Source organism: Rossellomorea sp. y25 (assembly GCF_038049935.1).
In the GTDB taxonomy this organism is placed as follows: domain Bacteria; phylum Bacillota; class Bacilli; order Bacillales; family Bacillaceae_B; genus Rossellomorea.
Genome location: NZ_CP145886.1, coordinates 1,955,285 through 1,969,643, shown reverse-complemented (window position 1 = coordinate 1,969,643; position 14,359 = coordinate 1,955,285). Strand labels below are relative to the sequence as shown.

Below are 14,359 nucleotides of genomic sequence, written 5' to 3'. Positions count from 1 at the left end.
TCCTATCAAACTCTTCAAAAAATAGACTGCGCTTTCATTGTATAAAATGACAGTATATCTGTCTACCATTATGCTAAAAATATTATATTAATTTTAAAATTCTGAACTTGAAATAGTAGAATTACTCCATATGCTCCGTTGTTCCTGAAGTGACTATCCTTGAAATTATTATTCTTAAAAAATATAATTTGCTATTCTAATTCGTGTTGATGCCTTTTAGTGACAGGAAGTATATTCGATTGGCAAAGAATTATCCCTTCCCCGCTATATCCCGATCTAATCGATAGATGAAAGCAAAAACCTCCGCTACAGCGCCATATAATTCTTCGGGTATTGATTCTCCTATATCCAGGTTCCCAAGAAGTGAGAGTAAGCTCTTGTCTTCTTGTACAGGTATTTGATGGTCTTTTGCTTGAGCCAAAATGTTTTCAGCAATGATTCCCTTCCCTTTAGCAAGGACCTTTGGAGCTGATTCACTACTTTGATTATATCCTAAAGCAATCGCTTCTTTTCTCTCATGAGGGTTTTTCATATCTTTAAATCAACTCCCGAAAACGTTTTAAAACGTTCTGCCATGATTTTATCAGAAAGCTCAACCTGCTTATCCGGAGCTTTCACCTTTACCATAGATAGTTGATAGTCCAGTTTCTCCAGACCTTCTTTTAATCCAGGAATAAATGATCTGGACATCCTCTCTGCGTTTGGGTGGTCATTCCAAACGGTCAAGGAGACCACCCGGTTTTGAACCTGCATATCGATCAATGTCTCTCTCATGATATCCAGCTCTAAATAAAATAAAACCCGGCAGTAGTCTCCATCAATCACACCTTTTTGTTTCTCTTTCCCTGTCCATTGAAGGGTGATATCGGTGCCCTGTCCATTTAGAGAAAATGGGAATTGCTGTACGATTGTTAGAAAAGGAGAACTCTCCTGTGATTGAAGCACTTGGTGGTTCATTTTGAGAACAAGATCATCGGCTAACATTCGAATATCTGCGAGTGGGTGATTTTGACTTAACCCAATGAGATACTGCTTAATTGTTGGATGATTTTGAAGCTCTTGTCCGTTTTTTTGTAACTGAGCTTCAAAGTTAATCCCAAACGTTCCAATTACTTTTTTCAGCATCCTTGCCAGTTCTTCTCCCCGAATCGTCTGAGTGATTTCTTGCTCTATCTGTAGGTGAAGTTTTTGTAATAGCCGTTCCATGTTCGATGCAGGTGCTCCTTTTCCATAAGACTGCAAGAGCCTCATATAGTTCATCTCAATGGACCGCCATTTTCCCTCTCCAACTACTCCCATCAGCTCTTTAGCTGCCACAAAGGAAGGTTTATCCCTTTCTCCATTTAGTAAAGTCTCCGAACTCAATAGTATATTAATCCATTTATCGATATGAGTTCCAGATCGTTTAGGAATTTCCGGGATCCTGCCGGTAGTCGTTGATAGGAGCTGATTCAGATCATTTCGAAGCTTTACGGGAGCTGGACCTGGATGATTTGCCAATTGGGTTCTTAGAATATCGATCTTTCTTTCCCACTGCCCGTATGTAGACTGTTTCAGTTCTTCTGAAAGCATTGTCTTTAACCCTTTCCTCCACTGATTCATGGGAGTGTCTTTCGGAAAGACTCCTAGTGATTTCAATAGATCGAAATGGCCTAATCGATTTGAGAAGGTTTGGGATGAATCAACTAAACTGGATAAGGCATTTATCACAAGTTTTTCAGACGCCAGCCTATTCAACGGTTTCTGGATCCCCGTAAGTAAATGAAGTGCGGCCGTGCCCCCTCCAGTTCCCCTTAACTTTGAAGACAGCTCATTTAACATGGATAAAATGCTGGTGGTTGAAGTTCCCGCTCTCATTGAGAGAAAGACCCTGTCAGAAAGCGGCATGTTCCTCTTAGCCATTTCAACCAGGGTTTTCACATTTTCCGATGAATCCTTCCCTTTCAAATGTTTCTCTCCGAATAATAGCAGTTCTTTATGAATGGGAATGTTTTTTTTCATTAGATCCATTACAAATTCGTTCATTTCTTTTCCACTTGTTGATATGGAAAAATGCTGTAATAGATTTGCTGCTATTTGCTTTCCATTTTCTACTCCAGTTTGCCCACGGCTCGGGATCAGATGTAGACTTACACTACTTTCAGATTGCTTCACTTCTACCCAATAACGTTCTCCAGCTTCCATAGGCGCTTCAATTTTCGCAATAAACCGTTGTCCATTTGCTGACACCACCGCATTGCCCTCTCCTAACAGCTTATGGACGCTGATAATTAGAACTTTTCCACTTTGAATGGAAAAGGGCTTTTGATCAAGGGGCTGGTTACTGTAAATACCATGAATATGGGTCATATCCTTATCTCCCGTTCATTGTGAATCCTAATCGTTTATACAGGCGAACCGGCTGCTAATCTATAGCAGCTCCTTCACAGGTGCAAAGGTCTTTCGATGAATGGGCGTCACTCCTAATTTCTCCAGCCCGCCTAAGTGATCCTTTGTTCCATATCCTGCATTTTTCTCAAACGCATATCCAGGATAGGTAGCGGCATACTCCTTCATCAGCCTGTCACGTGTCACCTTGGCAATGATGGATGCTGCGGCGATGGATATACTTTTCGAGTCTCCTTTAATGATCGACTGACTCGGAAAGGGCGATTGAATTTTCATCGCATCGATCAGTAAATACTCAGGCTGAACCGGCAGGCTGACGATCGCTTCACTCATAGCCTTTTTTGTAGCCTGATATATATTTATGGAATCAATTTCTTCCGCATGTACCATTCCTACTCCAACAGATGTTGCGTGTTCCATGATGTATTCATAGAAATCTTCTCTTCTTGCTTCTGTTATCTTCTTGCTATCATTTAATCCCGCCAAATAGAAGTCATGGGGCAGGATGACGGCAGCCGCTACCACAGGACCTGCTAAAGGACCTCTGCCTACTTCATCGATTCCTGCAATAAGGGTGAATCCTTGCTGGCGAAGTTCACTTTCATATTGAGTAAGGACGGCAAATTCTTCTCTTTCCTTCTCTCGTTTCATCTGCTCGCGTTCAATCTGTTTTAATAGTTTTTGGACACCAATTCTTTTGTCCTTCTTCAATCCCTCAAGAATCGGATCATGAGCAGAAGCAGACTTGATGATTTCACTTATTTCCTTAATGGTCATATGTACTGTATTCATATTGCTCCTCCTATCTATATCGGATGTACTTCACATAAATAAAGAGGCTGCGCTAAAGAGATCCCCTCTTTTTACAGCCTCTTTTTTATTCGCTCTCCCGCTCAGTCTCACCAATGATGTCAAACGTCATGGGTCCTAATTGTACATTTCGAATGTCACGGACGATAATTTCAGATGTCTTGTCATAGTTCACTTCTCCACCAGCCATCAGACAGCCTCTTTTAGCTCCGATTTTATCGAAGCTATCCACTACTTCTTCAGGTATTCCTTCGAGGCCGTAGCGCTCTTCTAATCGCTCTGGATAGTTCTCTTCAAGAAATCGCAAACCATAAACGGCGATATCCTGTAAATTCAGGATGGTATCTTTAATGGCACCGGTCAATGCCAGTTTATATCCAACTTGCGGATCTTCAAACTTAGGCCATAATATACCAGGCGTGTCGAGCAGCTCAAGCTCTTTCCCTACTTTGATCCATTGCTGGGCTTTTGTCACTCCAGGAGTATTTCCTGTTTTCGCTATATTTTTCTTAGCCAGGCGATTGATTAATGTGGATTTTCCTACGTTAGGAATACCGACAATCATGGCTCTTATGGCACGAGGTCTCATTCCTCTTGATTTCATGCGGTCGAACTTTTCTTTTAATATTTCTTTAGCGGCTTGAACTATGACTTGAAGTCCTTTGCCAGCCTGTGCATTTACAGCAAGGGCTGTTATTCCTTGCTCTTTAAAATAAGAAATCCACTGATTCGTTCTATTTGTATCTGCCATGTCTGCTTTATTTAACAAAACAAGTCGCGGCTTTTGTCCAATAATTTCTTCTATCATTGGATTTCTTGATGATAACGGTATTCTTGCATCTACTAATTCAATCACAATGTCTACAAGTTTTAACTTCTCAGTAACTTGCCTACGAGCTTTAGCCATATGCCCTGGGAACCATTGTATTGTCATATGACCACCTCCAAACAACTTTTTTCTATTATTTCACGAAACCTATATCTTTAACAGGCCAATAGATCACTTTTGTATCACCGATGACTTCTTCCATTGGAACTGTACCGATGTGACGACTATCTTTACTGAATCGGCGATTGTCACCCATCACAAAGATTTCCCCTTCAGGAACAGTGCCTTTTTCAATGATATCATTTAAAGTGAAATCTTCTGTTAACACACCTTCATTTAATTGATCTTTATACTCTTGTAAGTATGGTTCATTATACGCTTTTCCATTAATATATAATGTGTCATTTTTGTACTCTACTTCATCCCCCGGGAGCCCGATGACGCGTTTAATATAGTCTTTTTGTTCAGGTGCATGGAAAACGACGATATCAAATCGCTCCGGCTCCCCTAATTTACTTACAATCATTCGATCTCCATTATGTAAAGTAGGCATCATTGATAATCCATCGACAACAATGGGTGCAAATAAAAAGAATCTGATAATTGCAGCTAAACCTACTGCGATCAACAGTGCCTTCATCCACTCCCACCACTCATTTTTCTCTTTAACCACATCTCCACCACCCAATGTATTTTTCTATCTTTTTCTATTCTACTAGAAATTCTTGTATTTCTCATTAAAAAAAGGTGGCTTCATTAAAATAGTCAGGCCGTTTTTCCGCGGATGTTTCATTTATTTCACAACAAATCTTGTAAAATAAGGAAAAGGAGCTTGTCTCCAAGCTCCTTTTCTTACGTTCTTATCGAATTTCTTTAATACGTGCCGCTTTACCACGCAGGTTACGCAGGTAATAAAGTTTCGCACGACGGACTTTACCGCGACGAATAACTTCTAATTTAGCGATCTTTGGTGTGTGTACTGGGAACGTACGTTCAACACCTACACCGTAAGAAATTTTACGAACTGTAAATGTTTCGCTGATACCGCCACCGCGGCGTTTGATTACTACTCCTTCGTATACCTGAATACGTTCACGAGTACCCTCAACGATGTTAACGTGTACACGTACTGTATCACCAGGACGGAAAGATGGTAGATCAGAGCGAAGTTGTTCTTTCGTAATATCTTCGATTAATTTGTGCATCTTTTTCAACTCCTTCCAACAGATGCTCTTACAAAAGCGATTGATTGCAGCGGAACATCGGGATCAATGGCAACAGGGGATAACCCCTCAAGCCACAAAGAATATAATATCACACAGACAACCAGGATGCAATAGCCTATTTAGACTTTCTCCATTCCTCTATCCAGGCTTTTTGTCGATCTGTGAGCTTATAGCTTTCCAATAGATCCGGTCTTCTTTCATAGGTTCTTCTCAAACTCTCTTTCTCTCTCCATTCATCGATCAGACGGTGATTCCCTGAAATCAGCTCCTCCGGTACCTTCATCCCCCTAAAGTCGGACGGGCGGGTATAATGGGGATGTTCAAGGAGTCCTGACGAGAACGAATCCAGAATGGGAGAATCCTCATTCCCAAGCACACCTGGAAGCAGGCGTACTACACTATCAATGACCACCATGGCGCCAAGCTCTCCACCAGTCAAAACATAGTCTCCAATCGAAATTTCATCTGTGACAACATGCTCCCTGATTCGCTCATCGTAGCCCTCATAGTGCCCACATATAAATACGAGATGATCTTCCTTGGCCAATTCCTCAGCCTTTTGTTGAGTATAGCGTTCACCTTGGGGACACATGAGGATAACCCTCGGTTTTGATTGTTGTTCACTCTTCAATGCGTCGACGGCATCAAAAATAGGCTGGGGCTTCAAAACCATACCTGCTCCTCCACCATACGGATAATCATCGACTTGATTATGCTTATTGTCAGCGTATTCCCTGAAGTTAATCACATTATAGCTTACAGCTTCTTTTTCATGTGCTTTCTTAAGTATCGATTCACCTAATATTCCTTCGAACATAGGTGGGAAAAGAGATAGGACATCAATTCGCATCATGATAACAAGCCTTCCATAGGTTCTATCGTGATGAGCTGCTTCTCAATATCGACGGTTTTCACAATATCCTCAATGTAAGGAATAAGGTGTTCTTTCCCCCGTTGACCCTTCACTACCCAAACGTCATTCGCTCCGGGGCTCAGAATCTCTTTAATCGTCCCCAGTTCTTCTCCTTCAGTCGTAACGACCTTACAGCCAACGATTTCATGGAAATAGTATTCCCCTTCTTCAAGTTCCTGTAATTGGTCTTCTTGAACCTTTAAGATGCCTTCTTTAAATTTCTCAACCTCATTAATGTTTTCATAACCCTCAAAGGTCAGTAAATCAAAGCTCTTATGATTTCTATGAGATTTAATCACGAGATTGATCGGTTCATTATTTTGACCTTGGAACAAATAAAGTGTGTTCCCTTTTTGATAGCGTTCTTCCGGGAAGTCGGTAGTCGAGACGATCTTTACCTCTCCTTTAACTCCGTGCGTGTTGACGATCTTACCTACATTAAACCACTTTTCCATAGCTTTCACCTCTTGCATTAACGAATTTCTTTCACAATACCATCTTCTACGACAATCGTCTTAGAAAGTGCTTCTTCCTCCCAATTGTCACCAACTTGAATGTCCATCATACCTTGGACTTCCCTTTCCTTTAGTTCGCTTCCGATAGGCAGGATATTTAACTGCTCGATTTGGAATTCCAAGAGCTTGATCTTTTCAGCACGTTCATTCAATTCTCTTTCAAAATGCTGACTTAACTTATGTGACGGGTATTTCTTCCCACGTTCGATCTTTTTCATTTCGAACTGCAACTGGTCACATTCCTTGGCTAAATGAAACTTTTGATTTTCATATCGTTTCATTAACAAGTCCTTACTGTTTACTGTCAGCACTTGTTTAATCGTAATCGTATGTATCACATTCAAAAGCTCTTCCTCCTCCTTCTATTCACCCCACGCTGTCATATTAAATCCTTAGGGTGTTCTCTTCGGGGAGTGTTGGATTGTACCATTTTTTCTTTATATACAGCAGCCTAAGCCTATGAAAAAGGGGACTGACGTCTTAAGGCTATATAGTAACCTTGTGGGTCAGTCCCCTGGTTCTAAAAGAGCAAGTGTTGAAGGTCTAAAGCCTCATGAGAAGGCAGCTGATGAAAGCTTCCTTACTCCACTATCTCTAAAAAGATTTTCTTCTGTTGTGAAGATCCTGCTGCAGCGTATACCACAGTTCGAATCGATTTAGCTACTCTCCCTTGTTTCCCAATAACCTTCCCCATGTCCTCGGGATGAACAGATAACTTATACGTTATGCCGTTCGTTCCTTCATCCGTTTCGATGTGGACCGCGTCAGGATGGTCAACTAAGGGTTTCACAATCGTTAGAATAAGATCTTTCATCGATCTAATCGATTACTTGCTGTTTTTAGCATTGTGGAATTTTTCCATAATGCCTTGTTTTGAGAATAGGTTACGAACTGTGTCAGATGGTTTAGCACCATTAGATAACCATTTAAGAGCTAACTCTTCATCGATTTTCACTTCAGCTGGTTTAGCAACCGGGTTGTACGTTCCAACTGTTTCGATTTGACGTCCATCACGTGGTGAACGAGAATCTGCAACTACGATACGATAGAAAGGAGATTTTTTTGCTCCCATACGTTTTAATCTGATTTTTACTGCCATAATTAAAGCACCTCCGAATAGTTTCACACAAGTTAGTATAATATCAAATGTGTATTTTGTTTGTAAAGTGTTTTTTCTTAACAGTTCTATTTTTCTTATGAAAAACAGAATGAATTGCTTACATAAATGGGAATTTCATCCCTTTTTTCTTACCTTTTCCTTGCATGCCGCTCATCTGTTTCATCATTTTCTTCATATCCTCGAATTGTTTCAGAAGCCGGTTTACCTCTTGAATAGAAGTTCCACTTCCTTTGGCAATCCGTTTACGGCGGGAAGCATTGATGGTTTCCGGATGAATTTTCTCATCACCAGTCATGGATTGGATAATCGCCTCTACATGACTGATCTGCTTGTCATCGACTTGCAGCTTATCCAGACCCTTCATTTTGTTTGCTCCCGGCATCATTTTGAGTAACTCATCAAGTGGACCCATTTGCCTTACTTGACCTAATTGCTCAAGGAAATCATCAAATGTGAAAGACATGGTACGCATTTTTTGTTCCAGTTCTTTGGCTTTCTCTTCATCCACATTGGCCTGAGCCTTTTCGATGAGGGATAAAACATCCCCCATACCGAGAATCCGTGACGCCATACGCTCAGGATGGAATGCTTCCAAAGCATCCATCTTCTCGCCCATCCCAACAAATTTAATTGGTTTTTCAGTGACTGAACGGATGGATAATGCGGCCCCGCCACGTGTATCACCATCAAGTTTTGTCAGCACAACACCGGATATGCCAAGAGCTTCATTGAAGCTTTGCGCAACATTTACTGCATCTTGACCAGTCATGGCATCCACCACAAGGAAAATTTCCTCTGGATTTGAGAGTTCTTTAATTTCTTTCAACTCTCCCATTAGATTTTCATCAATGTGAAGTCGACCTGCCGTATCAATCAGAACATAATCGTGATGTTCTTCTTTTGCCTTTTCGATGGCTTGCTTTGCAATTTCCACCGGACTGACCTGATCCCCCAATGAAAACACAGGAAGGCTTAATTGCTTCCCGATGGTTTCTAACTGCTTGATTGCAGCAGGACGGTAAATATCAGCAGCCACTAAGAGTGGTTTGCGGTTATGTTTCTTTCGAAGCAGGTTCGCAAGCTTACCAGTGGTGGTCGTTTTACCTGCACCTTGTAAACCAACCATCATAATGACAGTCGGAGGACGTTTAGCGACGGCAATCTGACTTTGTTCGCCACCCATCAAGTTTGTAAGCTCTTCTTGAACAACTTTAATGACCTGTTGTCCAGGTGTAAGACTTTTCATGACTTCCTGTCCGACAGCCCGTTCACTTACTTTCTTGACGAATTGCTTCACCACTTTAAAATTAACGTCTGCTTCTAAAAGAGCAAGACGAACTTCACGCATCATTTCTTTAACATCCGCTTCTGATATCTTTCCTTTTCCACGGATTTTTTGTATTGTACCTTGCAGTCGGTCGGCTAATCCTTCAAATGCCATTCATGCCGCCTCCTAATCCAATATTTCAAGATCATCAATGAGTTTTAAACAATGAGAAGAATCGATTGATGGTTCTTCTATTTTTTGTCTGAGTTGATCAAGAATCTCGTTGCGTTCTTGAAATTTTTTAAATAATAAAAGCTTTTCTTCGTACTCCTCGATCATGGCCTCTGTTCGTTTAATGTTATCATACACTGCTTGTCGACTAACATTATACTCTTCAGCGATTTCCCCTAAAGAGAAATCATCCAAATAATAGAGGGACATATAGCTTCTTTGCTTAGGAGTTAACAAAGATTGATAAAAATCGTAGAGATAATTCATTCTGGTTGTTTTCTCCAGCACGGATATCCCTCCTTGTTAAGTGAAAAACCTTTACATATGAAGAATACAGTCTTTACGGGCGTTTGTCAAGGATACTTATAGATTTTTCAGAGAGAAAACCTAAAAAAACATACTGATTCCGTAAACAAAAGAAGAGTAACCTGCAAGACCGCTTCTCAAAGTCTCTCATCAGGCTACTCTATCGATTCTTGTATCTATTCTTCTTCTTTATCAACCAGGTTTGAGAATAAGCCATAGACATACTTTTCAGCGTCGAACGGCTGGAGGTCGTCCATTTTTTCTCCAAGACCTACATATTTCACAGGGATTTCGAGCTCGTTTCTGATCGCAAGGACAATACCACCTTTTGCTGTACCATCAAGCTTCGTCAGGACGATTCCTGAGACGTTTGTTGCTTCTTTAAAGGTTTTCGCCTGTACCATTGCATTTTGACCTGTGGTTGCGTCAAGAACGAGTAATACTTCGTGAGGAGCTCCCGGAATTTCTCTTTCAATCACTCGCTTCACTTTTTCAAGCTCTTTCATAAGGTTCACTTTATTTTGCAACCTTCCTGCCGTATCACAAATGAGTATGTCTGCTTTTTTCGCTTTGGCAGACTGGACGGCATCAAACATAACCGCCGCAGGATCGCTTCCCGCCGCCTGCTTAATGACCGGAACTCCTACACGTTCACCCCATACTTCAAGCTGCTCGATCGCTCCTGCTCGGAATGTGTCACCTGCAGCAAGAACAACATTCTTACCCTGTTCCTTAAACATATGGGCCATTTTTCCGATGGTCGTCGTTTTTCCGACACCGTTCACCCCGACGAATAATAAAACTGTTAGCGCATTGTCTTGAATGTTCAGGCTGCTGTCTTCTTCACGATCCCCCTGGTAGATTTCTACGAGCTTCTCTGAGATGACAGATTGAACATCTTCCGTGTCTTGAATATTCTTTCGCTTCACTTCAAGCTTTAGTTCATCAATCAGCTCCATCACTGTATCAAAGCCGACGTCCGCTCCTATCAGGATTTCTTCCAGCTCTTCAAAGAAGTCTTCATCGACTTTGCGGTATCTGGCAACCAGGTCATTCATCTTTGAAGTGAAGTTGTTCCTCGTTTTACTTAATCCATCTTTAAATTTCTCTGTTACATTATCACTCGACTGTGTAAATTTATCTTTAAGTTTCTTAAAAAAACTCATTCTTCCGCACCCCTTACCTAAGTTTCAAGTAATTCCTTTGTTTCTTGCAGTCTGACAGATACCAATTTGGACACACCGGATTCCTGCATCGTTACACCGTACAGTACGTGGGCTTCTTCCATCGTTCCTTTACGATGGGTGATGACAATGAATTGTGTTTCATCACTGAATTTTTTTAAATACTGACTGAATCTCTGCACATTTGCTTCATCAAGAGCTGCCTCAACCTCATCCAATATACAGAATGGCACAGGGCGGATCTTCAGGATTGAAAAAAGGAGTGCAATGGCCGTCAAGGCCCTTTCCCCACCTGACATCAGGCCCAGGTTCTGCAGCTTCTTCCCAGGTGGTTGTGCCACTATATCGACCCCGGTATGAAGAAGATCTGATGGATCTGTCAGCTTTAACTGAGCTCGTCCGCCACCAAACAAGGCTTTAAATACACCTTCAAATTCCACTTGAATGGCCGTAAAAGTTTGATCAAAACGTTTGATCATTTCTGTATCCATTTCATTAATGACCAAATATAGTGTATCCTTCGCTTCAGTTAAATCATTCTTTTGCTCAACTAAAAATTCGTACCGTTCTTTTACTCGTTCATATTCGTCAATGGCACCTAGATTGACGGTCCCCAGCTCTTCCAAGGCCAATTTCACAAGTTTCACTTTCTTTCTTGCTTCTTCAACCTCAATCGTCAATGGGTAGTCGGACTTAGCCGCTTCAAATGAAAGCATATACTCATCACGTAAATGATCAAGACGATTTTCCAGTTCAACATCAAGACGATTGATCTTTACTTCCTCGTCCCTTAAAGCTCCAACCAATCCTTTATGCTGACGCTTCAATTCTTTTAACTCAAGCTCCTCATCTTCAACCCTATGTTGAAGCTCCAAGCGCTCTTCACGTCGCAAAGAGATCAAATTTGACGTTTCTGCCTTTTGAATTGCACATTCTTCTGCCTTCATCCCGAGCTGCTCTTCACCTGAAAAATTATCCTTCATTTCCGTCTGCAACCATTCTAAATCATCCTGCAAAGTCGCTTTTCGCTTCTTTGATTCAACGATTGTTTCCTGCACCCGCTTTAATTGACTACGACTGTTGACCAGTTGCTCGTTTCGCGCAGCCAGGTTCGCTTTAATATCGCTGATTTCGTTCAATAAAGCGTCTTTGGACGTTCGTTCACTATTCTTCTGCAGAGTAAGCTCACTGATCTTTAGATCGAGTCTTGTAATCTCTTCTCCAATTTCATCGAGTGACGATCTTAATTCTTTCGTTCTGGAATCATGCTTTTCTTTAACCGACGTAAAGTCTTTTTTCTCCAAGTCATATAGGGAAAGCCTTTCATCCAGATTCTGTTGGGATAATTCATTTTCACGAAGTTGGGAAAGAAGCTCTTGCTCCTTGAGTCGCAAACGCTCTCCCTTCACTCTCATTTCCTCAAGCTTCTTTTCTCTGAAGCTGCTCTCTTCTTTGAGTGATTTCACTTGAGACTGAAGCTGTTCAGTCTGATTTTCCATTGTAGTAAGCTTTGCTTTCATTTCTTCAAGCTCACCTTTTCTGGAAAGAAGGGAATTCTTTTTCTGCTTTATCGTACCACCCGACATGGATCCGCCGGGATTAACCACATCCCCATCAAGAGTCACGAGACGGTAGCGATATTGTATAAGCTTCGCGATTTCATTGGCACCCTTTAAATCCTTTGTGATGATCACATTTCCAACCAGGTTGGAGATCACCATTTGGAAGCGCTGATCATAATTCAGGAGATCGGTTCCAACTCCTATAAAGGAAGAATGCCCCTTCAGCATGTTTTTTTGACTATCGGGTATCGATTTCCCTTTGATCACGTTCATCGGTAGGAAAGTAGCACGGCCATATTGGTTCTTCTTTAAGAAAGCAATGGCTTTACGACCATCTTCTTCAGTGTCGACCACAATATGCTGCATGGAGGCTGCCAGAGCAGTTTCCATAGCTGTTTCATATGCTTTAGGTACGGTAATCAGTTCTGCAACCGCACCTTGAATACCGGTTAACTGACCGTCACGTTCCTTAAGGACTTCTTTTACACCTTGGAAGAAACCTGTATAGTCCTCTTCCATTTCCTCAAGCATTTCTTTCCGGGATTTTGCTTGTTGCAGAAATTGGATAGCTTGGTAAAGGGTTTTTTCTTGCTTTTCATATTTTTCTTTAACCGATTCAAGCTTCTTCTGTTCTTCCCTATAGAAGAATATGTGCTCATCGATTACCTCTTTTTGCGCTTGCAGCTCTTTCGAAAGTTCTTTGTGACGCAGATGAAATTCCTCACGCTGAATCACATATTTTTCATTCTCTGCTTCTAATCGGCCGCTTCGATTGGATTGCTGCTCCAGTTGCTGCTCAAGGTACTGAATTTCATTTTTGGCTGACGCCTGCTGATTCAGCTTTTCAATGTAATCACTTTTGAAGGATTCAATCACATCTTCAATATTTTCATTGTAATGCTTAAATTGATTCTGTTTCGTTATGAGCAGCTCTTTTAGTTCCTTGACGTCTGAATCGATAGACTTGAATTCCATTTCTCCTTTTTCTTTTTCAGAAGTCAGTTGTTGGATTTGATCCTTGGTTTCTTCTATCGATTGCATTAATTGAGATTCGTTGGAAGACGAATTCCTCTTCCGCTCCACTAATACTTGCTTCCTGCCCTCAAGCTTCTCCAATTCTTCACTAGTAGCCAGGAGCACCTCTTGAAGATTCGAAATCGACTCATCAAGAGCTGCAATTTTATCCCGGGTGTGGGTTAGAATGGCCTCTTTCTTTTGTATACGCGTGGAAAGTGCAAGTTCTTCTTTCCCATGATGCTCGAATTCTTCACTGAGCTTTTCCCATTGCTTATGTAAATCCTCAATATCATAAACCGTCAGGGCAACCTCGAACTTCTCCAGCTCTTCTTTTTTCTCTAAATAGTCACGTGCCATGGAAGCTTGAATCTTAAGAGGTTCTACCTGCCCTTCCAACTCATGAAGAATGTCATTTACACGATTAAGATTTTCCTGTGTTTCGAATAACTTATTCTCAGCCTTTTTCTTGCGTGATTTATACTTCAATACGCCCGCTGCCTCTTCAAAAATGGTTCGTCGTTCTTCGGGCTTACTATTAAGGATTTCTTCCACTTTCCCCTGACTGATGATAGAGAACGCTTCTTTCCCCAAACCTGAATCCATAAATAATTCAATAATGTCTTTCAATCGACAAGGCTGTTTATTGAGTAAATACTCACTATCCCCGGAACGGTAGACTCGTCTTGTGACACTGATTTCACTGTAATCAATCGGAAGGGCTCCGTCTTCATTATCCAAGACAAGTGTTACCTCTGCTATATTAAGGGCTTTTCTCGAATCACTGCCGGCAAATATAACATCTTCCATCTTTGATCCACGTAAACTTTTTGCTGATTGCTCGCCCAGCACCCAGCGAATCGCGTCGATAATATTGCTTTTTCCACTGCCGTTTGGTCCAACAACAGCTGTAACACCCGGGACAAATTCCACGGATATTCTTTCTGCAAAAGATTTAAACCCCATTACTTCTAGTTGTTTGAGGAACATCTTC

15 protein-coding genes are annotated in these 14,359 nt (G+C 41.3%); all 15 read right to left on the bottom strand.

All coding sequences use genetic code 11. From position 1 onward, the window contains the following. Positions 1-250 precede the first annotated feature (250 nt). The 15 genes from AAEM60_RS09840 to smc all read right to left on the bottom strand — a co-directional run bounded on the left by AAEM60_RS09840 (position 251) and on the right by smc (position 14,355). Complete coding sequence (locus AAEM60_RS09840; RefSeq protein ID WP_113968236.1) at positions 251-532, bottom strand: EscU/YscU/HrcU family type III secretion system export apparatus switch protein; 282 nt, start codon at positions 530-532, stop codon at positions 251-253. Next, positions 529-2,349, bottom strand: coding sequence for a hypothetical protein (locus AAEM60_RS09835; protein ID WP_341357864.1), 1,821 nt, complete (start codon positions 2,347-2,349; stop codon positions 529-531). The genes AAEM60_RS09840 and AAEM60_RS09835 overlap by 4 nt, the downstream gene beginning before the upstream one ends. Before the next feature lie 60 nt (positions 2,350-2,409). Next, the gene (locus tag AAEM60_RS09830; RefSeq protein ID WP_341357863.1) at positions 2,410-3,180 is read right to left on the bottom strand and encodes a ribonuclease HII; all 771 of its coding nucleotides are present in this window, start codon (positions 3,178-3,180) and stop codon (positions 2,410-2,412) included. An 85-nt stretch (positions 3,181-3,265) separates the two neighbouring features. After that, on the bottom strand, positions 3,266-4,132 hold the full coding sequence (gene ylqF / locus AAEM60_RS09825) for a ribosome biogenesis GTPase YlqF (RefSeq protein WP_299740816.1): 867 nt from the start codon (positions 4,130-4,132) through the stop codon (positions 3,266-3,268). 28 nt (positions 4,133-4,160) lie between these two features. Further along, positions 4,161-4,700: a signal peptidase I gene (gene lepB / locus AAEM60_RS09820; protein ID WP_299740814.1), complete on the bottom strand. Its 540-nt coding sequence runs from the start codon at positions 4,698-4,700 to the stop codon at positions 4,161-4,163. 187 nt (positions 4,701-4,887) lie between these two features. Next, positions 4,888-5,232 carry a 50S ribosomal protein L19 gene (gene rplS, locus AAEM60_RS09815; RefSeq protein ID WP_032088854.1) on the bottom strand — a complete coding sequence of 115 codons (345 nt, stop codon included), beginning with the start codon at positions 5,230-5,232 and terminating at the stop codon, positions 4,888-4,890. A 136-nt stretch (positions 5,233-5,368) separates the two neighbouring features. Continuing rightward, positions 5,369-6,103 (bottom strand): tRNA (guanosine(37)-N1)-methyltransferase TrmD, encoded by a 735-nt coding sequence (gene trmD, locus AAEM60_RS09810; protein ID WP_299741290.1) that lies wholly within the window; start codon positions 6,101-6,103, stop codon positions 5,369-5,371. Then, the gene (rimM, locus tag AAEM60_RS09805; protein WP_299740811.1) at positions 6,103-6,621 is read right to left on the bottom strand and encodes a ribosome maturation factor RimM; all 519 of its coding nucleotides are present in this window, start codon (positions 6,619-6,621) and stop codon (positions 6,103-6,105) included. The genes trmD and rimM overlap by 1 nt, the downstream gene beginning before the upstream one ends. 17 nt (positions 6,622-6,638) lie before the next feature. Continuing rightward, a complete protein-coding gene (locus AAEM60_RS09800; RefSeq protein WP_299740809.1) occupies positions 6,639-7,025 on the bottom strand; it encodes a YlqD family protein in 387 nt (128 codons plus the stop codon). A 236-nt stretch (positions 7,026-7,261) separates the two neighbouring features. Then, the gene (locus AAEM60_RS09795) at positions 7,262-7,495 is read right to left on the bottom strand and encodes a KH domain-containing protein (RefSeq protein WP_299740807.1); all 234 of its coding nucleotides are present in this window, start codon (positions 7,493-7,495) and stop codon (positions 7,262-7,264) included. Positions 7,496-7,507: 12 nt separating this feature from the next. Beyond that, a complete protein-coding gene (gene rpsP, locus AAEM60_RS09790) occupies positions 7,508-7,780 on the bottom strand; it encodes a 30S ribosomal protein S16 (RefSeq protein WP_032088859.1) in 273 nt (90 codons plus the stop codon). A 118-nt stretch (positions 7,781-7,898) separates the two neighbouring features. Then, a complete protein-coding gene (gene ffh, locus AAEM60_RS09785) occupies positions 7,899-9,242 on the bottom strand; it encodes a signal recognition particle protein (protein ID WP_299740804.1) in 1,344 nt (447 codons plus the stop codon). A gap of 12 nt (positions 9,243-9,254) precedes the next feature. Then, on the bottom strand, positions 9,255-9,587 hold the full coding sequence (locus tag AAEM60_RS09780) for a putative DNA-binding protein (RefSeq protein ID WP_034755696.1): 333 nt from the start codon (positions 9,585-9,587) through the stop codon (positions 9,255-9,257). Positions 9,588-9,781: 194 nt separating this feature from the next. Next, on the bottom strand, positions 9,782-10,771 hold the full coding sequence (gene ftsY / locus AAEM60_RS09775; protein WP_299740801.1) for a signal recognition particle-docking protein FtsY: 990 nt from the start codon (positions 10,769-10,771) through the stop codon (positions 9,782-9,784). A 17-nt stretch (positions 10,772-10,788) separates the two neighbouring features. Continuing rightward, entirely contained in the window at positions 10,789-14,355 is a 3,567-nt protein-coding gene (gene smc / locus AAEM60_RS09770) for a chromosome segregation protein SMC (protein WP_341357862.1), read from the bottom strand. Between the last annotated feature and the right edge of the window lie 4 nt (positions 14,356-14,359).

Coding starts and splice junctions, on each gene's coding strand:
- AAEM60_RS09840 (WP_113968236.1), bottom strand. CDS start 532: ATGAAAAACCCTCATGAGAGAAAAGAAGCGATTGCTTTAGGATATAAT.
- AAEM60_RS09835 (WP_341357864.1), bottom strand. CDS start 2,349: ATGACCCATATTCATGGTATTTACAGTAACCAGCCCCTTGATCAAAAG.
- AAEM60_RS09830 (WP_341357863.1), bottom strand. CDS start 3,180: ATGAATACAGTACATATGACCATTAAGGAAATAAGTGAAATCATCAAG.
- ylqF (WP_299740816.1), bottom strand. CDS start 4,132: ATGACAATACAATGGTTCCCAGGGCATATGGCTAAAGCTCGTAGGCAA.
- rplS (WP_032088854.1), bottom strand. CDS start 5,232: ATGCACAAATTAATCGAAGATATTACGAAAGAACAACTTCGCTCTGAT.
- trmD (WP_299741290.1), bottom strand. CDS start 6,103: ATGCGAATTGATGTCCTATCTCTTTTCCCACCTATGTTCGAAGGAATA.
- rimM (WP_299740811.1), bottom strand. CDS start 6,621: ATGGAAAAGTGGTTTAATGTAGGTAAGATCGTCAACACGCACGGAGTT.
- AAEM60_RS09795 (WP_299740807.1), bottom strand. CDS start 7,495: ATGAAAGATCTTATTCTAACGATTGTGAAACCCTTAGTTGACCATCCT.
- rpsP (WP_032088859.1), bottom strand. CDS start 7,780: ATGGCAGTAAAAATCAGATTAAAACGTATGGGAGCAAAAAAATCTCCT.
- ffh (WP_299740804.1), bottom strand. CDS start 9,242: ATGGCATTTGAAGGATTAGCCGACCGACTGCAAGGTACAATACAAAAA.
- ftsY (WP_299740801.1), bottom strand. CDS start 10,771: ATGAGTTTTTTTAAGAAACTTAAAGATAAATTTACACAGTCGAGTGAT.
- smc (WP_341357862.1), bottom strand. CDS start 14,355: ATGTTCCTCAAACAACTAGAAGTAATGGGGTTTAAATCTTTTGCAGAA.